Annotated in this window: 19 protein-coding genes and 1 pseudogene; 13 read left to right on the top strand and 7 right to left on the bottom strand. The window is 72.2% G+C overall.

Annotation, left to right across the window (positions count from 1 at the left end):
- Positions 1–2 precede the first annotated feature (2 nt).
- Both AC07CM_RS01105 and AC07CM_RS01100 read right to left on the bottom strand, forming a co-directional pair.
- Positions 3–461 carry a DUF6325 family protein gene (locus AC07CM_RS01105; protein WP_478874195.1) on the bottom strand — a complete coding sequence of 153 codons (459 nt, stop codon included), beginning with the start codon at positions 459–461 and terminating at the stop codon, positions 3–5.
- A gap of 78 nt (positions 462–539) precedes the next feature.
- Positions 540–1256, bottom strand: a complete 717-nt coding sequence (locus tag AC07CM_RS01100) for a GAP family protein (RefSeq protein WP_478874448.1) — start codon at positions 1254–1256, stop codon at positions 540–542.
- A 247-nt stretch (positions 1257–1503) separates the two neighbouring features.
- On the opposite strand from AC07CM_RS01100, the gene AC07CM_RS01095 reads away from it, so the two are divergent.
- The 6 genes from AC07CM_RS01095 to AC07CM_RS01070 all read left to right on the top strand — a co-directional run bounded on the left by AC07CM_RS01095 (position 1504) and on the right by AC07CM_RS01070 (position 9234).
- Positions 1504–2370 carry a YhjD/YihY/BrkB family envelope integrity protein gene (locus AC07CM_RS01095; protein WP_478874194.1) on the top strand — a complete coding sequence of 289 codons (867 nt, stop codon included), beginning with the start codon at positions 1504–1506 and terminating at the stop codon, positions 2368–2370.
- A gap of 117 nt (positions 2371–2487) precedes the next feature.
- Positions 2488–3915 carry a hypothetical protein gene (locus AC07CM_RS01090; RefSeq protein ID WP_478874193.1) on the top strand — a complete coding sequence of 476 codons (1428 nt, stop codon included), beginning with the start codon at positions 2488–2490 and terminating at the stop codon, positions 3913–3915.
- A 159-nt stretch (positions 3916–4074) separates the two neighbouring features.
- Positions 4075–6741 (top strand): helix-turn-helix transcriptional regulator, encoded by a 2667-nt coding sequence (locus AC07CM_RS01085; RefSeq protein ID WP_478874192.1) that lies wholly within the window; start codon positions 4075–4077, stop codon positions 6739–6741.
- Positions 6738–8396: an MFS transporter gene (locus AC07CM_RS01080; protein WP_478874191.1), complete on the top strand. Its 1659-nt coding sequence runs from the start codon at positions 6738–6740 to the stop codon at positions 8394–8396. Before AC07CM_RS01085 ends, AC07CM_RS01080 begins: the two co-directional genes overlap by 4 nt.
- Positions 8397–8415: 19 nt before the next feature.
- The gene (locus AC07CM_RS01075; RefSeq protein WP_478874190.1) at positions 8416–8934 is read left to right on the top strand and encodes a hypothetical protein; all 519 of its coding nucleotides are present in this window, start codon (positions 8416–8418) and stop codon (positions 8932–8934) included.
- Positions 8935–9036: 102 nt separating this feature from the next.
- A complete protein-coding gene (locus AC07CM_RS01070; protein WP_478874189.1) occupies positions 9037–9234 on the top strand; it encodes a hypothetical protein in 198 nt (65 codons plus the stop codon).
- 13 nt (positions 9235–9247) lie between these two features.
- On the opposite strand, the gene AC07CM_RS01065 is transcribed toward AC07CM_RS01070, so the two are convergent.
- The gene (locus AC07CM_RS01065) at positions 9248–10660 is read right to left on the bottom strand and encodes a DUF2252 domain-containing protein (RefSeq protein WP_478874188.1); all 1413 of its coding nucleotides are present in this window, start codon (positions 10658–10660) and stop codon (positions 9248–9250) included.
- Positions 10661–10904: 244 nt separating this feature from the next.
- On the opposite strand from AC07CM_RS01065, the gene AC07CM_RS01060 reads away from it, so the two are divergent.
- From AC07CM_RS01060 to AC07CM_RS01040, 5 genes are all read left to right on the top strand, one after another.
- Positions 10905–11552 carry an HdeD family acid-resistance protein gene (locus AC07CM_RS01060; protein WP_478874187.1) on the top strand — a complete coding sequence of 216 codons (648 nt, stop codon included), beginning with the start codon at positions 10905–10907 and terminating at the stop codon, positions 11550–11552.
- Positions 11553–11675: 123 nt separating this feature from the next.
- Complete coding sequence (locus AC07CM_RS01055; protein ID WP_478874186.1) at positions 11676–12140, top strand: SHOCT domain-containing protein; 465 nt, start codon at positions 11676–11678, stop codon at positions 12138–12140.
- 33 nt (positions 12141–12173) lie between these two features.
- A complete protein-coding gene (locus AC07CM_RS01050) occupies positions 12174–12605 on the top strand; it encodes a DUF7144 family membrane protein (protein ID WP_478874185.1) in 432 nt (143 codons plus the stop codon).
- A 10-nt stretch (positions 12606–12615) separates the two neighbouring features.
- The gene (locus AC07CM_RS01045) at positions 12616–14529 is read left to right on the top strand and encodes a glycoside hydrolase family 15 protein (protein WP_478874184.1); all 1914 of its coding nucleotides are present in this window, start codon (positions 12616–12618) and stop codon (positions 14527–14529) included.
- Positions 14522–15949 (top strand): MFS transporter, encoded by a 1428-nt coding sequence (locus AC07CM_RS01040; RefSeq protein WP_478874183.1) that lies wholly within the window; start codon positions 14522–14524, stop codon positions 15947–15949. Before AC07CM_RS01045 ends, AC07CM_RS01040 begins: the two co-directional genes overlap by 8 nt.
- 103 nt (positions 15950–16052) lie before the next feature.
- Here AC07CM_RS01040 and AC07CM_RS01035 read toward each other — a convergent pair whose 3' ends face one another.
- From AC07CM_RS01035 to AC07CM_RS01020, 4 genes are all read right to left on the bottom strand, one after another.
- Positions 16053–16718: a nitroreductase gene (locus AC07CM_RS01035; protein ID WP_478874182.1), complete on the bottom strand. Its 666-nt coding sequence runs from the start codon at positions 16716–16718 to the stop codon at positions 16053–16055.
- Between the two features lie 67 nt (positions 16719–16785).
- Positions 16786–17514: an SDR family oxidoreductase gene (locus AC07CM_RS01030; protein WP_478874181.1), complete on the bottom strand. Its 729-nt coding sequence runs from the start codon at positions 17512–17514 to the stop codon at positions 16786–16788.
- A 149-nt stretch (positions 17515–17663) separates the two neighbouring features.
- The gene (locus AC07CM_RS01025) at positions 17664–18332 is read right to left on the bottom strand and encodes a nitroreductase (RefSeq protein WP_478874180.1); all 669 of its coding nucleotides are present in this window, start codon (positions 18330–18332) and stop codon (positions 17664–17666) included.
- A gap of 368 nt (positions 18333–18700) precedes the next feature.
- A complete protein-coding gene (locus tag AC07CM_RS01020) occupies positions 18701–19186 on the bottom strand; it encodes a MarR family winged helix-turn-helix transcriptional regulator (protein WP_478874179.1) in 486 nt (161 codons plus the stop codon).
- Between the two features lie 207 nt (positions 19187–19393).
- On the opposite strand from AC07CM_RS01020, the gene AC07CM_RS01015 reads away from it, so the two are divergent.
- Positions 19394–20269: a methylenetetrahydrofolate reductase gene (locus AC07CM_RS01015; RefSeq protein WP_478874178.1), complete on the top strand. Its 876-nt coding sequence runs from the start codon at positions 19394–19396 to the stop codon at positions 20267–20269.
- Positions 20270–20557: 288 nt separating this feature from the next.
- Positions 20558–21700 (top strand): annotated as a pseudogene (locus AC07CM_RS01010) (hypothetical protein); the annotation flags it as partial.

Here is a 21700-nt window from a genome sequence, read left to right as displayed (position 1 = left end):
GTTCAGGCGGCCGTGGAGCCACCGGGCGGCGTCGACTCCTCCGTGGCGTCCAGCGCCGCCAGCAGGGCCTGCACGGGGATACGTCCGCTCGCCACGAGCTGGGCCCCGCTGCGCCTGAGCGCGCGGGCCAGGGGAGCGGCCCACAGGTTCTCGTACACCAGCACCGCGGCCGAGTTGCCGGGCTCCAGCGCGTTTCCGGCCTCGTCGATGTCCCCCTGGTCCAGCACCCCGGCCGAGGCTCCCTCGAAGACGGACAGATCCACCTCGTCACCGAGGTCTCTCAGCTCCAGCCCGACGACCGAGCCGTCGGTCTCCTTGCGGACGAAGGCGAGGTCGATGATCCGGACGATGCCGCGCTCGACGAGATCGACCAGCAGCGGGAACGCCTCACCCGTCATGCGGTTGCCGGGGAACTCGATGACCAGGTAGTCGACGGGACCCATTTCTTCGACACTTTCCATAGACCACTCCTTAGGAGCCGTCCCCCGCTGCCATTCCAGCACGCGGCGCAGGGCCCCGCACGTCCGTACCCGGGCGCCTCAGCCGGTCAGCTGGTAGATGCTCCCTCCCACCAGCCAGAAGCCCAGCACCAGGCAGATGGACACCAGAGCCTGCTCCTGGTGACGCCGCATCCACGCGCGCAGTCGCAGCAGCCGGGCCTTCGCCACCGTCGGGGAGAACACCACGTACAACTCGATGGTCAGCAGGCTCGCGGTGGCGAGCAGACAGAAGCCGAACAGGGCGATCCAGGTGGTGAAGTGCGAGGTGTCCGCCTTCACCACGGTCGTCGCCCCCGCCGCGACCATGCCCCAGGGCTGCAGGAGCACGGCCAGTCCCGCGGCGGCCCAGGCCGTGCTGCGGTCCATCTCGGCGGTCAGGTCCGAGGACGCCGCCCGGCCGTCCGGGGAGGAGGCCGCGGCGGCCGGAGTCCCGCCTGCCCCGGCCCCCGGCCCGGTCCCGGTGCGAGCGGCACCGAACCGACGGCGCCGGTGCTCGCCGTAGAGCACGAGCGAGACCCCGATGGCCAGCTTGACCGCGAGGGCGGCCGTCGAGGGCGGGGACCGGGGCGGTGGCGGCTGCCCACCGGTCAGAGCCAGGACGATCGCGATCACCGCCACCAGACACGCCAGCCAGCTCAGGATGAAGACCAGCCCCTTCCACACCCCCCTCGCCGACGCCACCACCAGCACGAAGGCCATGAGGGGCAGCGGGTCGAGCGTGATGGCCAGGGCGATGAGCAGCAGGTCGAGCACCATGGCGACCCCAACGTGTCGGGACACCACGAGAGTAGGCAGGTGCCGCGGGTACGACATCTCGGGACCGCCGCCGTCGCCGTCGTCGTCGGCCGGTGGAACGTGCCCCGGGTGCCGTTGCCCGCCACGCGCCCCACGCTGGACGCAGCGAAGGGAGCACCGCCATGCCGACCACCGGGTGGGCGCCGTCAGCGGGCGGGCGCCGCGCGTACGGCCAGAGCGCGTACCCGGGGCTCTGATGGGACCGGGCGTGCGCACCCAGAAGTGGATCGCCTGGGCGAAGTCTGTGCACGGACGGGCCGAGACCCGGTTCCCCGTCGTCACGCACCTGGCGGACCGCATGGTGTCCGTGAACATCTTCGACTCCGCCACCCGCCTGGCGGCGCAGTGCTTCCTGACCGCGGTACCGCTGCTCTTCGTCATCGCGGCGTACGCGCCGCCGTCGGTGCGCCATCAGCTGGTCGACTCCGTACGCGCGGTGTTCGGACTGACGGGTGCGGCGAACGCCGAGCTGGAGAAGGTGTTCGCGCCCACGTCACAGGAGCTGCAGCAGACCACCGGGGTCGTGGGCGGACTGATGGTGCTGCTGTCGGCCACCGCCGTCAGCCGGGCGCTGCAACGCCTGTGCAAACGCGCCTGGGAGATCCCGAAATCCGGGACCCGGGTCGCCGCCTGGCGGTGGCTGGCGTGGCTTGCCCTGTGGCTCGGCGTCCTGCTCGTCCAGGGCCCCGTGCGCGCGGGGTTCGGGGCGGGCGCCTGGCTCGGCGTCCCGCTCGCCGTCGTCAGTCAGACAGGCCTGTGGTGGTGGACCCAACATCTGCTGCTCGGCGGCAGGATCGGCTGGAAGCCGCTGTTGCCGGGTTCCGTGATCACCGCGATCGTCCTCACCACGCTCACGATGACCGCGCGCCTGTACATGCCGGGGGCGATCAACCGAGCCCTGGCGGAGTACGGGCCCGCCGGATCCGTGTTCGTGCTGCTGTCCTGGCTGATCGTGGTCTGTGTGGCGGCCGCCATCAGCGTCAGCGTGGGCGCCGTCGTGGCGCAGGAGCCCTTCCTGGCAAGCCGCCTCGGCAGCCCGCCTCCCCTGCGGGACCGCGCACCGCGGGCCGTGTGACGCTCCGCGGAAGGAGAGGACGCCCCGGCGTCGCCCGTACGGCCGACCCAGCGCGCGCGGTGTCCACCGGGCTGAGGGAATGGGGGTGTTCAGGCACCCACCGCACCGGAGGGCCCCGTGACCGAGCCGCCCGACCCGCACGCGCCGGACCCGGACCCCGAGCGGCCGGGCCGGGACCCGGGGTCCCCCGACCAGGCCCCGCTGCCCCCGGACCGGGACGCCACCGCTCACGGCGGCGCCGCGAAGCCACCCCGGGGCGGGGCCGGGAGCGGTGCCGCCGGGACCGGGGGCAGCGCCGCGGGCCGCATCGCGAGGAACACCGCCTCGGCCGTGCTCATCGTGCTGACCTGCATCCTCGTTCCCGTCGCGCTGCTCGCCACCTGGGTGCACGACATCGCGCTCGACACCGACCGCTACGTGGCCACGGTCCAGCCCCTGGCCACCGACCCCGCGATCCAGGACGCGGCGGTCCACCGGATCACCGAGGCCGTCGGCGCGCATGTGGACGGCAGACAGGTCGCCGGGGACATCGCCTCCTGGCTGCAGTCCCAGGGCCTGCCGCCGCGTGCCGCCGACGCGATCAGCCGGCTCGGACCGCAGATCGACTCCGCCGTGAACCAGGCCGTGACCAAGATCGCCACCCGTGTCGTCCACAGCGACGCCTTCGCGACGGTGTGGACCACCGCCAACCGCGCCGCACACAACGCCGTCGTGCACGCCCTGACCGGCAAGGGGCGCGGCGCGGTCGGGATCAGCGACGGCACCGTCACCCTGGACGTGGGCACGGCCGTCGACCGGGTCAAGAAGGAGCTGGTCGACGCCGGGCTGAAACCCGCCGACAAGATTCCGCAGGTGAACAAGCAGTTGGTGCTGTTCCACTCGGACGAGCTGGCCAAGTTCCGCAAGGGCGCACGCCTGCTGGACATCGTCGGGAACTGGTTCCCGGTGCTGGTCGTCCTGTTCGGCGTCGCCGGGGTGTTCCTGGCCCACCGGCGACGCCGGGCCCTGGTGCGCACCGCGCTCGGCGCCGCCTTCGCCAGCCTGGTGGTGGCCCTCGCCCTGGTGGTGGCACGCCACTACTACCTCGACCACCTGCCGCCCCAGGTGCAGTCCGAGCCGGCGGCCGCCGCCGTCTTCGACACGCTGCTGCACTTCCTGAAGGTCAGCCTGCGGACCGCCATCGTCCTCGGCGTGGTCGTCGCGCTGGGCGCCTACCTCGTGGGACCCGGGCGGCTGCCCGTGGCCGTCCGCGGCGCGTCCGACCACACGGCGGACTCCGCGGCGCGCTGGGCGGCCGGCCACCACGTCACCACCGGGCGCGTCGGGGCCTGGGCGCTGGCCTACCGCCGGGCCGTCACCCTCGTCGTCCTGCTGATCATCGCGCTCGTCTTCGCGCTCTGGAACCATCCCACGGTGCTCACCGTCCTGCTGCTGGTCCTCGTGCTGCTCGGCGTCCTGGCGGTGCTCGCGCTGCTGGCGGCCAGTGGCCGTACCCAGCTCGACGCGGCGCGCAGGGCGCAGGGCCCGCCGGGGGACGGGCCCTGACGGTGCCTCGCCCGACCGGTGACTCGCGGGCGCGGAGGGACGTATGGGGACGTATGGGTGGCCCGATCGTCCCTGTGCGAACTGCGCCGGGACCGGAAGACTGGGATGCTGATCGAGTAGTGCGCCGTCCATGGCCTGAGGGACAGGGGTGGTGACTCCGTGGCTGCACGGCACGAGAACACGCGGGGACAGGCTGTCGCGTACGTCGATCCCCTGGGAGAGCCGTTTCTCCAGACGCGGTACGCCCTGCCGGTCAGGCCGGCCACCTTTCTGCGCCGCCCGCGGCTCGCCGCACACCTCGACCACGCCTTCGAGACACCGCTGACGATGGTCAACGGCTCGGCGGGCGCGGGCAAGACGCTGCTGGTCGCGGACTGGGCCGCGCGGCTCGGGCAACCGGTCGCCTGGTTCACCAACGAGGCGGGCGACCAGGGCTGCGGCATGTTCTGGGCCTATGTGCTCCAGGCCCTGCGCGCGGCCGGAGTGCCGCTGTCCGCCGAGATCGGCTGTCCCGCCGACGCGAGCCGGGTGGACCACAAGCTGCTGGCCCGCCTCGCCGACGAACTGAGCGGCCTCGAACGGCCCGCCCTGCTCGTGCTCGACGAGTTCGACCGGGTGACCACCCCGCACATAGCCCAACAGCTGGAATTCGTCCTGCACCACGCCGGACGGGGACTGCGTCTGGTCCTCGTCACCCGCACCGAACCCCTGCTGCCGCTGCACCGCTACCGGGCGGCGGCGACCATGACCGAGATCCGCGACGCCGAGCTGGCCTTCACCGCCGACGAGGCCGCCGCGCTCCTGGAACGGCACGGCCTGCGGCTCCCCGCGGCGGCCACCCGCGCCCTGGTGGAGCGGACCCGGGGCTGGGCCGCCGGGCTGCGGCTGTGCGCCATGGCCGCCCAGGAGAGCCCGGACCCCGAGACCTATCTGAAGGACTTCGAGGCGGGCCGGAGCACGGTCGCGGACTTCCTGCTCGCCGAGGTGCTCAAACGTCAGACGCCGCAGACCCAGGACCTCCTGCTGCGCGTCAGTGTCGTGGAGCGCTTCTGCCCCGAGCTGGCGGAGGCGCTGACCGGCCGCGGCGGTGTCGAGCCGCTCCTGGCCGAACTGCACGGCCAGAACGCGTTCGTGGAGGACCTCGGGCACTCCTGGTACCGCCTGCACCCGCTGTTCGGCGAGATACTCCGGGCCCATCTGCGGGTCCGCGAGCCCGGACTCGAACCGGAACTCCACCGGCGTGCCGCGCAGTGGCTGCGGGCCTCCGGCTCGCTGCCGGAGGCGCTGGCGCACGGCGCCGCCGCGGGCGACTGGGAGTTCACCGCCCAGGCCCTGATCGACGACCTGGCGATCGGTCAGCTCTTCACCGGCCTGCGCGCGGACGACCTCGCCGAACTGTTCTCCCGCATGGGGCCCGAGGTCACGACCGCCGCCGCGGACCTGGTGCGCGCCGCCCGCGACCTGTCCGAGCGCGACGTGGACCGCGGCCTGGCCCATCTGCGCCGGGCCGAGGAGCGCCTGGCCGCGCACGAGTCCGACGCCGCCGGCCGGCTGAGCTGTGTGCTGCTGGAGTCCCTGGCGGCCCGGCTGACCGGTTCCCCCGGCAGGGCCGAGGAGGCCCTGGCGACGGCCGAGGAGCTGCGCGGCGAGGTCCCCGCCCGCCTCCTGGAGAAACACCCCGAACTCACCGCCCTGCTGCTGACCCACCTCGGCTCGGCCCGGCTGTGGGCCGGCCGCTTCGACGACGCGCGCGCCGCCCTGACCGAGGTCGCCGGGTGTCCCGGCGGCGCCTCGACGGCGCTGCCCCGGGAGGACTCGCTCGGGCACCTGGCACTGATCGACTACCTCGACGGCTGGCTCGGCCGGGCGGAGCGCAAGGCACTGGCGGCCATGAGCGAGACGGAACAGTCCGGCCTGCACCGGCCCTCGGGTTCCGGGCTCGGGCAGCTGGTGCTGGCGGCCGTTGCCGTCGATCGCGACGACCTCGGGCAGGCCCAGACCCTCCTCGACGAGGCGGCCGGATCCGGCGCGGCCCCGCCCGACCCGGTGACCGCGGCCGGCCGGTCCCTCGCGACGGCACGACTGCTGCTGGCTCGGGGCGACCCACGGGCCGCCGCCGCGGCGGCCGGCCTCGACGTACCGGCCCTCGTGGCCTCCCCCTGGGCGGAGGCCCACTCGGCGCTCGCCGCCTCGGCGGCGCATCTGGCCGAGGGGCGGCCGGACAGCGCCGCCAAGGTCCTCGACGAGGTGTCCTGCGACGGCGAGCCCGCGTACGCGGCGGAGATCGCCTGGGCCCAGCTCGCCGCCGGGAACCGCGACGCGGCGATCGACCTGCTCGACCAGCTGCGCACCCGGGGACGCAGCGGCCCGGGTGTGACGGTCCGGGCCGCCCTGGTGCGCGCCCTGGCCGCCCATGAGGCGGGGGACGTCGCCACCGCCCGCAAACTGCTCGCCCGGGCCCTGCTGGAGGCGCGGCGGGAGCGGCTGCGGCGCCCCTTCCTGGAAGCCGGACCCCGGATCCGTCACCTCCTGGGCGCACCGCCCCTGCAGGCCCTGGCGGCGGGGTGGCTCACCCCCGGCGGCGCCGCGCCGCACGCCGATCCGGGCGCGGCGGCTCCCGCGCCCCTGGTGGTGGAGGAGCTGAGCGGACGCGAACGCGAGGTGCTGCGCCGGCTGGCCCAGATGATGTCCACGGAGGAGATCGCCGCCGACCTGTACGTCTCCGTCAACACCGTGAAGACGCATCTCAAGAGCGTCTACCGCAAACTCGGCGTGAACCGGCGCGGTGACGCGGTGCGGCAGGCCCGTGAGCGCGGACTGATATGACCGCCGCACCCGGCGAGGTGGACACCGTGGGACATTGGCGAGCACTGATGGTGCTGGGGACGGCCCAGTTCCTGATGGTCCTGGACACGTCCGTCATGAACGTCTCCATCAGCCGGCTGGTCGAGGACTTCGACACCGAGGTCACCGCCATCCAGACGGTCATCACCCTGTACGCGCTGGTCATGGCCGCATTCATGATCATCGGCGGCAGGCTGGGCGACATCCACGGCCGCCGGCGCCTGTTCCTGCTCGGCCTGGTCGTCTACGGCACCGGATCGGCCCTGACCGCGGTGGCGCCCACCGTGTGGGTCCTCGCCCTGGGCTGGTCCGTCATCGAGGGACTGGGCGCCGCGATGGTGCTGCCCGCCATGGCGGCCCTGGTCGCCGAGGCCTACCGGGGCAAGGACCGGGCGGTCGCCTACGGGGTGATCGGCGGCCTGGCCGGCGCCGGCATCGCGGTCGGCCCCCTGCTGGGCGGCTGGGTGACGACGTACCTGACCTGGCGGCTGGTCTTCGCCGGCGAGGTCGTGGTCGTCGTCGCCGTCCTGTGCTGCCGTCGGGTGATCAAGGAGTCCCCGCGGACGGGCCCGCCGCCCCGGCTGGACGCGATCGGCGCGGTGCTCTCGGCGGCCGGACTCGCCCTGGGCGTGCTCGGGGTGCTGCAGAGCAGCACCTGGGGCTGGGTGCAGCCGCGCAACCCGCCCTTCACCGTCCTGGGCTTCGCGCCCACCCTGTTCGTCATCGGCGCGGGGATCGCCGTGCTGGCCCTTTTCGTGCGCTGGGACCGCGGACGCGAGGCCCGCGGTGCCGACCCCCTGGTGCACATGTCCCTGCTCCGGGTACCGCCCCTGCGCTCCGGCCTGCTGACCCTGCTGAGCCAGAACCTGATCCTGCTGGGACTGTTCTTCGCCATCCCGCTGTACCTGCAGGTGGTGCAGGGATTCGACGCCTTCCAGACGGGGCTGCGGCTGCTGCCGGTGTCCGTCACCATGCTCGTCACCTCCCTGACCGCCGCCGGGCTCGGCCGGACCCTGGGCCCGCGCCGCGTCGTCCGGCTGGCCCTGCTGACCCTGACCGCGTCCATCTTCTGGCTGCTGGCCACCGTCGACCCGGTCGTCGACGACCTCCAGTTCGCCGGTGCCATGGCCGTGCTCGGCGTCGGCATGGGCCTGCTCGCCTCACAGCTCGGCAACGTCGTCCAGTCCAGCGTCGGCGAGGAGGAGCGCAGCGAGGCCGGTGGCCTGCAGTTCACGGCGCAGAACCTCGGCTCGGCACTGGGCACCGCGCTCATCGGGTCGATGCTCATCGGCGCGCTGGCGCACGCGTTCACCACGGAGGTGGAGAGCAACCCGCGGCTGTCGGCCGAGACCCGACAGCAGACCGGTGTCGCCCTGGAGTCCGGCATCAACTTCGTGTCCACCGACCAGGTGCGCTCGGCGGCACAGCGCGCCGGACTGCCCCCGTCCGAGGTGGACGCAGTCACGGACTCGTACGCCTCGGCGCAGCTCACCGGCCTGCGGACGGCGATCCTCACGACCGGAGGGATCACCCTCGCGAGCTTCCTGGTCACGTCCCACCTGCCGACCGCGCCGGCCCGCCGCCCGCAGCCGGCGAAGGGCGACGCACCGGCCGACACGGCCGGTGCCACGGACTGAAGCGCGAAAGGCCACAGCGATGTCCTCGACCGGCCCCACCACGGAACGGGTACGCCGTACCGAGCGCCGCACCCACGCCGACTACACGGGCGCGGTCTACGGCTCGATGCTCGCCGCGTCGGTGGTGGTCGGCGCCGGCGGCCTCGGCAAGTTCCCGCGCCTGGAACTGGTGGTGCTGCTGTTGCTCACCGGTCTCGTCTTCTGGGTCGGCCATGTGCACGCGCAGCTGTTCGGGGCCCGTCTCGCGCAACGGGCCCTGGACCGCCCCACCATCCTGCGGGTGTGCCGTGAGGAGTGGCCGATCGTCGAGGCGGCCGTCCCGCCCGCCCTCGCCGTCGCCGTGAGCCCGCTGCTCGGACTGGACGTGGCGGGTGCCGTCTGGCTCTCGGTCGCGGTGGCCGTGGCCGGGCAGGTGGGATGGTCGGCGGCGGGGGCGCGGCTGGCCGGGGCCTCCTGGCGGCTGGTGGCGGCGACCGCCACGGTCAATCTGCTGCTCGGCCTGGTGATCATCTCGTTCAAGATCGCCCTCACGCACTGACCCCGGGCACCCGGTTCACCTGCGCCGGGTGAGGCCCGGTGCCCCGGCACGGCGCAGGCTCGTAAGGGAGACCGCAGCCGGCCCGTGGTGGGAGAACGGCACATGCGCTACGAGATCCGCGTCGATGGACACATGTCGGAGGCCCTGACCGAGGCCTTTCCGGAGCTGGACCACGTGATGATGTCCGGTCAGACGGTCCTGTTCGGTCCCGTCGTCGACGAGGCGCACCTCTACGGGCTGCTGATCCGCTGCCAGTCGCTGGGACTGCGGGTGGTGGAGATGCGGCAACTGCCGGAGTGAGCCCGAGCGGGGCTCACCGGCCCGCGGCCTCGATCCGGCCCGAACGCCTCGCCTCGTCCAGGGCCGCGAAGTCCCGTTCGTTCTGGTCGGCGTAGGCCTGCGCGAATTCGGTCAGCGCACGGTCGAAGCGGTCGCCGCCGCCCAGGTAGCCGGCGATGGCGATCGGATCGCCGGAGCGGGCGTGGGCCCGCGCCAGGGAGGCACCGCACACCTGGCCGAACAGGTTCAGCAGTTCCGGGTCCATGGTGTCCGGCTGGGCGATGCCCTTCCAGTCGTGCAACTGGCGTACGTAGAAGTCCCGGCCGCGCCCGTCGAGGCCCACGATGTTCGTCCAGCCCAGGAAGATGTCGCTGGTCGTCTGGATGAGCCGCTGGCCCGTCACCACCCTGCGGCCCTGGTTGTCGTAGCCCTCGCCGCCGCCCGTGTGCGCTGCGAGCACCGACTCCTGCGCCTCCTTGGCCTGCAGCAGCAGCGGATCGTCGTCGTCCCGGCCCAGCAGGAGCAGGATCCAGCAGCGGGTGCCGACGCTGCCGACCCCCACCACCTTCCGGGCCGCGTCCACCGGCCGGTAGTGGCGCAGCAGATGCCGCCGGTCCTCGGGCAGCGTGCGCGCGTACCCCTCAAGCAGCCGCTGCAGCTCCTTGCTCTCCTCCTCGTGCAGGGAGTCGTCCCGCAGATCGCGCAGCGGGATGATCAGCGGCGGGTCGGCCGCGATCCGCCGGCCCTCGGGCGTGAGCCGGGTGAGCTTGGCGAAGGCCTGCATATGGGTGCGGGTACGGGCGCGCGCGGTCGCCTCGGCCGTACGGCGCCTGGCCGCCCGGTCCATCGAGGAGGCCAGCAGGGCCCGCATCCGGTCGGCGTCGTCCTGGGCGTACCAGATGTCCAGCGTGCGCATGCCGGCGAACTCCCGCATCCGTTCCCGGTAGGCCCGCACACACGTCCGCGCCGCGTCGTCCTGCGTCCTGGCCGGGAAGCCGTTGGCGCGGGCCGCGATGACGAAGCTGGCCGCCAGCCGCTTGACGTCCCACTCGAACGGCCCGGGGTACGTCTCGTCGAAGTCGTTGATGTCGAAGACCAGATGCCGTTCCGGCGAGGCCAGCAGCCGGAAGTTCAGCAGATGGGCGTCTCCGCACAGCTGCACCCGCAGGCCGGTGTCGGGCAGCGGGCCGAGGTCCGTCGCCATCACCGCGGCCGCGCCGCGGTAGAAGCGGAACGGGGACTCGAGCATGCGGCCGTAGCGCATCGGCACCAACTCGGGCAGCCGGGTGGCCGACTGACGCTCCAGTACGTCGATCACGTCCGGGCGGTCAGGCGCGACCTCGAACTCGCCGTGACTCGAACGCGGGGCTCGCGTGCGGGCGTTCCTGCCGTGGGCCGCCCGGTCGGCGGGCGACGAAGAGACGGTGACGGCACTCGGTGCGGTCATGGTGCACCCTCCTGCTCCGGCGGCCCGCCGGTCACCGCGGGATCCGGCTCCCGCGGGGGCGGGCGGATCGCGGGCCTTCCGCCCGTGGGGCCACCCCACCGCCCCGGACGGCCGGAGGGATCACCCGTGGTGGGTGACCCGGAGCACCGGCCGGGCGCGCGACGCTGTGCCGGTGAGGGGTTCGCGCACTCCGCCCCCCGCCGGCGGTCCGGAGGCGACCCGTTCGATCGCGCGAGGAGGAGCCATGACCGAGTCGCGTGGCCCGGCACCGCAGTCCGGACCGCCGTACCCGCCCCAGGAACCGGACACCGGCCCGGCGGACGCCATGACGGCGGTCGCCCGGTCGTGGACCTGGATCCTGGGGTCGGCCGTCGTGACGCTCGTACCCGGCGTGCTGATCCTCGTCTGGCCGGACGAGACGCTGCACGTCCTGGCCGTCCTCATCGGCCTCTACCTGCTGCTCGCCGGAGTGTTCCGGTTCGTCACGGCCTTCGGCCGCGAGGGGCAGGGCGAACGGATCCCCGCACTGCTCATCGGGGTGCTGTTCGTACTGGCCGGCGTCCTCTGCCTGCGCCACCCGATGCAGACCATCGCCGCGCTGTCGCTGATCGTCGGACTCACCTGGCTGGTGTCCGGCATCCTCACCCTCTACACGGCGATCACGGCCGAGGACCTCCCGCACCGGGGTGTCGTCGTGGGCGCGGCGCTGCTCGGCATCGTCGCCGGGATCGTGGTGCTGGCCCTGCCCACCGAGTCGGCGCGGGCGCTGACCCGGCTGCTCGGCCTGTGGCTGGTGCTGCTGGGCCTGGTCGAGCTGGTGCTCGCCTTCGCGTGGCGGTCCGCGCTGCGGAGGAACGCACCGCCGCCGAACACGTCGAACCCGCCGTTCTGAGCGGGGCCCCCACGATCACCCGCCTCGGGTGAGGACGCCCCCCGCTCGCCGTGTGCACGCTGAAATCGGCACAGACCGGCCTGCCGGAACCGGCCGGCCGGAGCCCCGGAACGGAGGAGAGAAATGAGCACGCAGATCTACCTCGCGTACGACTATCCACTGCTGAGCGCCTTCTGGACGATGCTGTGGTTCTTCCTGTGGATCCTGTGGTTCATCCTGCTGTTCCGCGTCATCCTCGACATCTTCCGCGACGACGACATGGGCGGCTGGGGCAAGGCCGGCTGGCTGCTCTTCGTCATCGTGGTGCCCTTCCTGGGCGTCCTCGTCTATGTGATCGCCCGCGGCCGGGGCATGGGGAAGCGGGAGGTCGCGCAGGCACGCGCGCAGCAGGAGGCCTTCGACTCCTACGTCCGGGAGACCGCGAAGGGCGGCGCCCCGACCAGCAGCGCCGACGAACTGGCCAAGCTCTCCGAGATCCGGGCCCGCGGCGACATCACCGACGACGAGTTCCGCAGGGCCAAGGAACTGATCCTCAGCGGCGCCGGGCAGGCGCAGCGCTCCGGCACCCCCAACACGCCCGCGCACTGAGCACGACGCGAGAGAACGAATCGAGGCAACCGCATGAGCCAGACGAACCGCACACGCGCACAGACGCAGTCCAGCACCCAGCAGTGGGCCTTCGGCCTGACGGCCTTCGCGGGAGTCATGCTCCTGATCGCCGGGCTGCTGTCCCTGTTCCGCGGCATCATGGCGATCGCCCAGGACGACGTCTTCGTCACGACCCCGAACTACGTGTTCAAGTTCGACCTCACCAGCTGGGGCTGGATCCATCTGGCCCTCGGCGTGGTCGCGGTGATCGTCAGCTTCGGGCTGTTCGCGCCGGCGTTGTGGGCACGTGTCGCCGGTGTGGCCATCGCCGGGCTCGTCATCATCGCCAACTTCCTCTCCCTGCCGTACTACCCGGTCTGGTCGGTCGTGGTGATCGCGGTGTCCGGCTTCGTCATCTGGGCCCTGTGCGTGGTCCGGCGCGACGACACGGCCATGGCCCCGTAGGAGGGCTCTCGTGGACCGATACCCGCCCATAGCGGAGCACGGGATGGTGGGTGACCTCCAGACGGCGGCCCTGGTGTCGTCCGCCGGGACCGTCGACTGGTGGTGCACTCCCCGTTTCGACTCGCCCAGCGTCTTCGCCTCGCTCCTGGACAGTGAGCGAGGCGGCCACTGCCGGCTCGCTGCGGAACACCCGGACGGGGACGGGATGTCCGTCCGGCAGCTGTACCTCTCGGACACGGCCATCCTCATCACCCGGTTCATGGGACCCGGCGGGGTCGGCGAGGTCGCCGACTTCATGGCGCCCATCGACTCCCCGACGCCCTCCGACCGGCACCGCCTGATCAGGGTCGCCCGGGTGGTGCGGGGCAGTCTGCCCTTCACCTTCACCTGCCGCCCGCGCTTCGACTACGGGCGTGCCTCCCACACACTCGGGCTCACCGACCGTCACACGGCCGTCCTGCACGGTCCGGGCACGGACCTGCACGTCCAGTCGACGAGCGGGATCCCCCTGCGGGCCGACGGCGACGACGTCACCGCCCGTTTCACGCTCTCCGCCGGACAGGCCGCCGCCGTCGTCCTGACCAGCACGGCCGAGGGCGCCCCGGCCCCGCCCGTGCCGTCCCTGCAGGTCATCGCCGAGGACGTGGAGGAGTGCCGCGGCTTCTGGCAGTCCTGGCTGCGCTCCTGCACCTACCGCGGCCGCTGGCAGGACGTGGTCAACCGCTCCGCGATCACCCTGAAGCTGCTCACCTACGCGCCGACGGGGGCGCCCGTCGCCGCGGCCACCATGGGGCTCCCCGAGCAGATCGGCGGCGAGCGCAACTGGGACTACCGCTACACCTGGGTACGGGACGCGTCGCTGTCCGTCGAGGCCCTGATGACACTCGGCTTCGAAACGGAGGCCCACGCCTACCGCCGCTGGCTGCGCGACCGCGTCGAGGCCGGCGGCACCACCTCGGGCGACCCCCTGCAGATCATGTACCGGGTGGACGGCGACCCCCACCTGACCGAGGAGATCCTCGGCCATCTGGAGGGCTACCAGGGCTCACGGCCGGTACGGGCGGGCAACGCGGCCGCCGACCAGCTCCAGCTCGACATCTACGGCGAGGCCTCGGACGCCCTGCTGGTAGGAGGCGACATCGGCGCGGTACGCGGCTGGAAGGCGCTGAGCGGCGTACTGGACTGGCTCACCGACCACTGGGACCGCCCGGACGAGGGCATCTGGGAGACCCGCGGAGGCCGGCAGGACTTCACCTACAGCCGACTGATGACCTGGGTGGCCTTCGACCGGGGCATCGACGCGGCCACCCGGTTCTCCCGCCCGGCCGACGTCGAGCGCTGGAGGGACGCCCGGGACACGGTCTTCCGGCAGATCATCGAGCGCGGCTGGCACGACAAGCGGCAGGCCTTCGTGCAGCACTTCGACACCGACGTCCTGGACGCCTCGCTACTGCTCATGCCCCGCGTCGGCTTCCTCTCCCCGCACGACCCGGACTGGGTCAGCACCCTCGACGCCATGGACGACGAACTGGTCAGCGACAGCCTCGTCTACCGCTACGACCCCGCGGCCTCGCCCGACGGACTGCGCGGTTCCGAGGGCACGTTCAACCTGTGCAGCTTCCACTACGTCGAGGCGCTCGCCCGCTCCGGCCGACTCCTCCAGGCCCGGCACGCCTTCGACAAGATGCTCACCTACGCCAACCATGTCGGCCTGTTCGCCGAGGAGATCGGCCCCTCCGGCGAGCAACTCGGCAACTTCCCGCAGGCGTTCACCCACCTTTCCCTGATCACCGCGGCCATGGCGCTCGACGAGGAGCTGGGGCGTGCGAAGGCGCGGCCGGAGACCGGCGGAACCCGGCACCCCGTGATCCACGGGTTCACGGCGCCCCCGGAAGTCCCGGACGGCGGCGGCGAAGGTGACTGAGCGGGCAGAGCCGACGAAGGCGCCGCCGGGGCAGCGGCAGGTGCTCGCCGCCCTGGCGCTCGCCCAGTTCATCTGCAGCTTCGCCGGCTCCAACATGAACGTGATGATCAACGACATCAGCAAGGACCTGGACACCACCGTCCAGGGTGTCCAGATCGCCATCACCGTCTTCCTGCTGGTCATGGCCGCGCTGATGATCCCGGGCGGCAAGCTGACCGACCGCCACGGCCGCAAGCGGTGCTTCGTCGTCGGTCTCGTCGTCTACGCCGTCGGCGCGCTGCTGAGCGCGGCGGCACCCGGACTCGGCGTGCTCATCCTCGGCAACTCCATCCTCGAGGGAATCGGCACCGCCCTGCTCATCCCGCCCGTCTACATCCTCACCACGCTGCTCTACCCGGACCTGACCTCCCGCGCCCGGGCGTTCGGGATCATCATGGCCCTGGGCGGCATCGGGGCCGCGGCCGGACCGCTGATCGGCGGGCTCATCACCACCGCCATCAGCTGGCGTGCGGCCTTCGTGTTCCAGGCGCTGGTCATCGCGGTGATCGTCTGGCTGAGCCGCCGGATCGAGGACCCGCTGCCGCCGGATCCGACCCGGCCCTTCGACACCGGCGGCGCGGTCCTGTCCGCGCTGGGCCTGGTCCTGGTCGTCATGGGCATCCTGGCGGCGGACAACAACGTCTGGCTGATGATCGCCCTGATCGTCCTCGGCGTGCTCGTCCTCGGCTGGTTCTTCCGCTCGTGCCGGGCCAAGGAACAGGCCGGCCAGGAGCCGCTGCTCTCGCTCGGCCTGTTCCGCAACCGCACCTCCAACCTCGGACTCGTCACCCAGAACGTCCAGTGGCTGATGCTCATGGGTACGTCCTTCACGGTCGCCGCCTACCTCCAGGTGGTGCGCGGCTACGACGCCATCCAGACCGGAGTGATCTTCACGGCGGCCACCCTCGGGCTGCTGCTGACCTCGCTGGCCGCCGAGCGGCTGGCCCGGCGGCGGCCCCAGCGGACACTGATCATGACCGGGTTCGTGGTCTCCGTCGCGGGTGTGGCGGTGCTGGTCGCCCTGGTCGGCAGCTTCTCCACGGCCTGGGCGTTCGTTCCAGGGCTCCTACTCGTCGGGCTCGGCCTGGGCGTGATGCTCACCCCGTCGGTGAACGTCGTCCAGTCCAGCTTCCCGGAGGAGCAGCAGGGCGAGATCTCGGGCCTGTCCCGCAGCGTGTCCAACCTCGGCTCGTCCTTCGGCACGGCGATCGCCGGCACCATACTCGTCGCCGGGCTCAGCCACGGCGCCTACGCGGCCGCGATGATCACGCTGGCGGTGCTCGGGCTCGGCGGCCTCGCCGCCGCGGCGCTCCTGCCACGGAAGCCGGGCCGCACGGCGGCCCCCGGCGCTCCCGCGACCAGACCGGGGACGCATGCCTAGTCAGCCGGCCTGCCCCGAGCAGGTGGGACATCCGCGGCGAAGCTCTTCCGTCCCGGCCGCCCGGCCGGCCGTGATCGTCCCGCGTCGCGGATCTACCCGGAATCTATCCCCCGACGAACGTGACGGTCTCGTCGAGCGGCGCCCGGCCCGTACGGACGTAGCCCACCGTGCCGTCCTCGAAGCCGATCGACATGCCGCAGAAGAGGATGAGCTCGTCCGGGGGTGACAGGATCTCCGCGACAGTCCTGCGGTACACCGACCACGCCATCTGCGGGCAACTGTGCAGCCCTTCGGCGCGCAGCAGCAGCATGACCGTCTGCAGATACATGCCGACCTCGGACCACTGAGGCCGGCCCATGTCGCGGTCGATGTAGCAGAACAGGGCGGCGGGCGCACCGAAACAGTCCCAGTTCGCCGCAGCGGCCCGCTGGCGCGCCTCCCAGTCCTCGCGCTCGATACCGAGTGCGCTGTAGCGCTCATGGCCGAAGGCGGATCGGCGCTCGTGGTACGGAGACTTCAGTGCGGGCGGGTACATCTCGTACTCCCGCTCGTCCCAGGGGTCGCAGGCGGCCACCCGCTCGCCGGCGCGCTTCTTGAGCTCGGCCAGCGGCCCACCGGTCACCACGTAGGAGCGCCACGGCTGGAGGTTCGATCCGGACGGCGCCCAGGCCGCAGCCGACAGCACCCGCTCCAGCACCCGTCGCGGGACGGGTTGGTCGGTGAATCCGCGCACCGCCCGTCGGCTCGTGACCGCCTCATAGACATCCACGATCATCTACCTCCCTCGATCATCTACCGCTCTCGACTGCTCCATGGACACGCAGGAGGCAGGGATGTCAGGAGAGCCAGTCGGCGTAGTGGGTGGGGGCGAGGCGGGCGTTCTTGTCGGTGAGGACGTCGCCCTTGACGACGGCGAACATGCCGGCGGTGGGGTCGGTGACGACGGTACGGCTGTCGCCCTTGTGGGACAGGGTGATCCGGCCCAGCTCGTCCAGGGGGAAGACCTCGGGTCCTGCGATGTTGCGGACGCCGTTCAGCGGAGCCCCGGCGGCGACCTCCGCCACCGCGTCGGCCACGTCCTTGGAAGCGATGGGCTGGATGGGCGTGGCGGGCAGCCGGACGGTGTCCGCGTCGGCGGTCCAGGACAGGACCGCGTCCATGAAGTCCATGAACTGCGTGGCCCGCACGATCGAGTAGGGGATCGGCCCGGCCGCGAGGATCCTCTCCTGAAGCGCCTTGGCGCGGTAGTAGTCCAGCTCCGGCACCTGGTCCACGCCGACGATCGAGAGGATGACGAAGTGGCCGACGCCGCCCTTCCGGGCCGCGGCCAGGAGGTTGTCCATCGAGGTCTGGAAGAAGGCGAGCGAGGCTTCGTCGAAGGTCGGGGAGTTGGTCAGGTTGACGACGGCGTCGGCTCCCGCCACCGCCTCGTCCAGCCCCTGGCCGCCGATGATGTCGACTCCGGTGGACTTCGAGTGCGGTACGGCCTCGTGTCCGGCGGCGTTCAGGTTCTTGACGACCTGCGAACCGATCAGTCCGGTACCGCCGATGACTGCGATCTTCATGACGTTCCTTTCGTCGGAATTACTGCGCAATATGGCATATGCAACGCTATGTGGGCGGGGCATGAAACGGCTCGCCGATCGGCCGAGTTCGCCGACTGACCAAGTTCGTTGGTCGGCCAACTTCGTCGGTCGACCAAGGACGGTCGGCTTCAGAGTCCGTCGACGAACGTGACCGTCTCGCCGAGCGGCGCCCTGCCTATGCGGGCGTCACCCGCCGTGACGTCTTCGAATCCGATCGACATGCCGCAGAAGAGGATGAGTCCGTCCGAGAGTGACAGGACCTCCGAGACGGTCCTGTGGAACTTCGCCCAGGCCATCTGCGCGCAGCTGTGCAGCCCTTCGGCGCGGAGCAGCAGCATGACGGTCTGCAGATACATGCCGACGTCGGCCCATTGGGGCGAACCCATGTCCTTGTCGATGTAGCAGAACAGGGCGGCGGGCGCGCCGAAACAGTCCCAGTTCGCCGCTGCGGCCCGCTGGCGCGCCTCCAGGTCCTCGCGCGGGATGCCGAGTGCACCGTAGCGCTGCTCACCGAAGGCGGACCGGCGCTCGCGGTACGGGGACTTCAGGTCGGGCGGGTACTGCCGGTACTCCGGCTCGTCCCAGGGGTCGCCCGAGACCAGGCGCTCGCCGGTGCGTTTCTTGAGTTCGGCCAGCGGGGCGCCGGTCAGCACGTAGGTGTGCCACGGCTGGATGTTCGATGCGGAAGGCGCCCAGCACGCGGCGGACAACACCCGTTCCAGCGTCCGCCTCGGGACGGGCCGGTCGGTGAACGCGCGCACCGCCCGTCGGCTCGTGACCGCTTCATAGACGTCCATGATCGTCCGTCTCCCGCTCGGATCAATGGGCCTGTCTTCGTTGCAGTCGTATGGTATCACTCAATACCGTCTCGAGTGAAACTAACTTGAGGCACGCCCCGGAGCAGTCCGCCGCGTTCGCCGCGCCTGTGGAGCTCATGGAGGAGTTGGAGCAGGCGGATACCCGACCAGTAAGGCCAAGGAATCGCCGAGCGCCTGGCCGCGCGGCCCCGGGCCGCGCAGGGCCGGGTCGCGGACGCCGCATGAGGCCAGGCATGGGCGCGCCCGAGAGTGAGGGAGTGGCCGAGACCAAGGGCGTGGGCGGAATCGAGGGCGCGGCGGATACCGAGGGTGCGGGCGGGCGGCCGATGACCGGTGTGCCCGCGCCGTCACGCCTCGCCGTCTGCCGGATGGGCGAGCCGGGTCAGCAGATCCGTCAGCCTCTCGGGCTCGCCGGGCGCCAGTTCGGCAACCAGACGCTCGGCCAGCGGCTCCGCCGCCACATGGACTGCGTCGAAGAGCTCCCGCCCCTCAGGGGTGATCTCCACTGCCCGCACCCGCCGGTCCCCCGGAACGGCCTTGCGTACGGCCAGCCCCTTCCGTTCCAGGTCGTCCACGACCCGCATGATTCCGGCCTTGTCCGACCCCGTCGCCGCCGCCAGATCCCGCTGCACCGTGGGTCCGTGATTGACCAGCTCGATCAGCACCGCGAAATGCCGCAACTCGATGCCGAGCGGCCGAAGCGCCTCCCCCATGACCGCGCCCGCGCGCCAGTGCGCCCGGCGCAGCAGCAGACCGAGAGCGAAGGGCGACGTATCGCCGGGGCGGTCGGTCGCGTGCGAAGCGGTGGTGCGGTGGGGAACGTCGGCGGTCATGAGGGTAGACTACGTCATTCGATACGGTATCGCCTGATACTAAACGGGGCAGGTCACCGAGTTCCAAAACACGGCCTGGTCCCCGGCCGTCGCTACGACGAAGGCCGGGCGGGCCCCTGCTCCCGGGCGTCCTCGGCACGCGTGACATCATCGGGCCGGATCAGGACCGAGCCGTACGCGGCCGCAGGCAGTCGCACAAGGAGCACGATGAATCCGGCCCTCACCGCCCCGCCGGCGGCGGGCACCGCGCTGCTGGACGACTTCTCCCTCGAGATGACCGGCAAGGACGTGCCGAAGCTGGAGGAGGCGAGCGACGGCATTCCCCGGGGCACGCGGATCAACGTCACCTTTCTCGCGGGCGAGGACCTCGGCATGCGGCTGGCCGCCGCCCGCGCGGTCAAACGGCTCGGCTTCGTGCCCGTCCCGCACGTCTCCGCCCGCCGCCTGCCCTCCCAGCGGCACCTCGAGGAGTTCCTGACCGGCCTGGCGGCCGACGGCACCGCCGAGAACGTCTTCGTCGTCGGCGGCGACCCGGCCCGCCCGGAGGGCCCGTACGAGGACGCGCTCGCCGTCATCCGCACCGGGCTGCTCCAGCGCCACGGCGTGCGGCACATCGGCATCAGCGGCTATCCGGAGGGCCACCCGGCGATCGCCGACCACTCGCTGTGGGCGGCGCTCACCGACAAAGCGGCGGCGCTCGGCGCCGACCGGCTCGCGGGCGACGTCATCACCCAGTTCGGCTTCGACGCCGACGCGGTGCTCCGCTGGGTGGCGGCCGTCCGCGCCCGCGGCGTACGCCTGCCGGTCCGCATCGGCGTGCCCGGCCCGGCGGGCGTGCGCCGGCTGGTGACCTACGCCACCCGCTTCGGCGTCGGCACCAGCGCCTCCATCGCCCGCAAGTACGGCTTCTCGCTGACCAATCTCATGGGCACGGCCGGACCCGACCGCTTCCTGCACACGCTCGCCCGGCAGTACGATCCGGCGCGGCACGGCGAGCTGAAGGTGCACTTCTACACCTTCGGCGGCCTGCGGACCACCTCCGAGTGGATCGCCCGCTTCCGGCGGGGCGACCGGCAGGGCTGACACGACCCCGCCCGCCGTGGGACACCTGGGGCGCGAGTTGTTCGACGGGTCGGTCACGGACCGGCGGGTCGGTGGCCGGATCCGATCGGTGGGGCCCTGGCGTGAGCGGACGGCCGGAGTGCCGGACGTCGCTGCTCGCTGCTCTTGCGCTGGTCATGCCAGAGCTCTATAACGTCTCCAGCAGGTATCGGCGGGGATGGCCGGAAATGGCAGTTGCCGCCGACCAGGGGGGATCCTCGGCTCCGCCGCGATCGGCATCAGTGCCCGCAGACCGACGGAGACCGAACCATGACCGACGACGCCTATCGCGCTGCCCTGACCCGGCTGGCCGTGGACCCGGACTTCCGGGCCGAACTCGACGGCGACACCGAGGAGGTGGCGCGAAGACTCGGCCTGACGCCCGCGCAGGTCGCCGGCCTCCGCTCCCTCCGCGTGGAGTCCGGCACCGACGGGGGACCGGCCGCACTCGACCCGCGACTGTCCAAGTCGTCCCTGTTCTTCGGCAGCGCGGCACACGCGCTGGCGCACCACGACATCACGACCGACCACGCCGTCCCGGCCGACCACGCCGTTCCGGCCGACCACGTCTCCGGGGAGCACGGTGCCGACGGCGCGGGCTCCGACGGCCACGGGTCCGCCCCGAGCGCTCCGATCGACGCCCAGGAGGGCGTGGGCGGACTGGACGTGCCCTCGACCGGCTCCCACAGCCTCCTCGGCGGTCCACTGCTGGACCGGTCCCCGGCCGAAGTGAGCGGTGGGCCGGGGGAGTTCGGTGACTTCGGCGGGTTCGGCGACTACGGGAACGAGGGCACGGGCGCCGACCTCGGCGGGCTCGGTGGGCATGCCGGCGGGGGTGCCGAGGGGGGCTTCGGTGACTTCGGCGCCGGCGGCGACGGTGGGTTCGGCGGAGCCGAGGGGGGCTTCGGCGGGTTCGGCGGCGGTGCCGACGGTGGCTTCGGCGACGGCGGGTTCGGCGGAGGCGAGGGCGGCTTCGGGGACGGCGGTCTCGGTTCCGGCGGGTTCGGTGACGGCGGGCTCGGCCATGGCGGCTTCGGCGATGGCGGGTTCGGTGACGGCGGCCCCGGTGGCGGCGGTGTCGGTTCCGGTGGGTTCGGCGACCTCGGTGGACACGGCGGCTTCGGCGGTGCGGGCGGTGAAGGCGGCGGGGACGCCGGTCACTTCGGTCACGGAGGCATCTACGACCGCGACGGCGGCGACGGCGGCGGCGACAGCGGTGGCGGCGGCGGTGAAGGTGGCGGCGATCCGGAGAACAGCAATCGTCCGAGCGGTGGTGGTGGCCACGGTGGTGGTGAGGGTGGCGGCGGCGGTGAGGGCGGCGGCGATCCGGAGAACAGCAATCGTCCGAGCGGTGGTGGTGGCCACGGTGGTGGTGAGGGTGGCGGCGGCGGTGAGGGCGGCGGCGATCCGGAA

This window comes from Streptomyces sp. NPDC044061 (genome assembly GCF_056434305.1).
This window is presented reverse-complemented; position numbering and strand designations above follow the sequence as displayed.

Coding starts and splice junctions, on each gene's coding strand:
- AC07CM_RS01105 (WP_478874195.1), bottom strand. CDS start 461: ATGGAAAGTGTCGAAGAAATGGGTCCCGTCGACTACCTGGTCATCGAG.
- AC07CM_RS01100 (WP_478874448.1), bottom strand. CDS start 1,256: ATGGTGCTCGACCTGCTGCTCATCGCCCTGGCCATCACGCTCGACCCG.
- AC07CM_RS01080 (WP_478874191.1), top strand. CDS start 6,738: ATGACCGCCGCACCCGGCGAGGTGGACACCGTGGGACATTGGCGAGCA.
- AC07CM_RS01075 (WP_478874190.1), top strand. CDS start 8,416: ATGTCCTCGACCGGCCCCACCACGGAACGGGTACGCCGTACCGAGCGC.
- AC07CM_RS01070 (WP_478874189.1), top strand. CDS start 9,037: ATGCGCTACGAGATCCGCGTCGATGGACACATGTCGGAGGCCCTGACC.
- AC07CM_RS01065 (WP_478874188.1), bottom strand. CDS start 10,660: ATGACCGCACCGAGTGCCGTCACCGTCTCTTCGTCGCCCGCCGACCGG.
- AC07CM_RS01060 (WP_478874187.1), top strand. CDS start 10,905: ATGACCGAGTCGCGTGGCCCGGCACCGCAGTCCGGACCGCCGTACCCG.
- AC07CM_RS01055 (WP_478874186.1), top strand. CDS start 11,676: ATGAGCACGCAGATCTACCTCGCGTACGACTATCCACTGCTGAGCGCC.
- AC07CM_RS01050 (WP_478874185.1), top strand. CDS start 12,174: ATGAGCCAGACGAACCGCACACGCGCACAGACGCAGTCCAGCACCCAG.
- AC07CM_RS01030 (WP_478874181.1), bottom strand. CDS start 17,514: ATGAAGATCGCAGTCATCGGCGGTACCGGACTGATCGGTTCGCAGGTC.
- AC07CM_RS01025 (WP_478874180.1), bottom strand. CDS start 18,332: ATGGACGTCTATGAAGCGGTCACGAGCCGACGGGCGGTGCGCGCGTTC.
- AC07CM_RS01020 (WP_478874179.1), bottom strand. CDS start 19,186: ATGACCGCCGACGTTCCCCACCGCACCACCGCTTCGCACGCGACCGAC.
- AC07CM_RS01015 (WP_478874178.1), top strand. CDS start 19,394: ATGAATCCGGCCCTCACCGCCCCGCCGGCGGCGGGCACCGCGCTGCTG.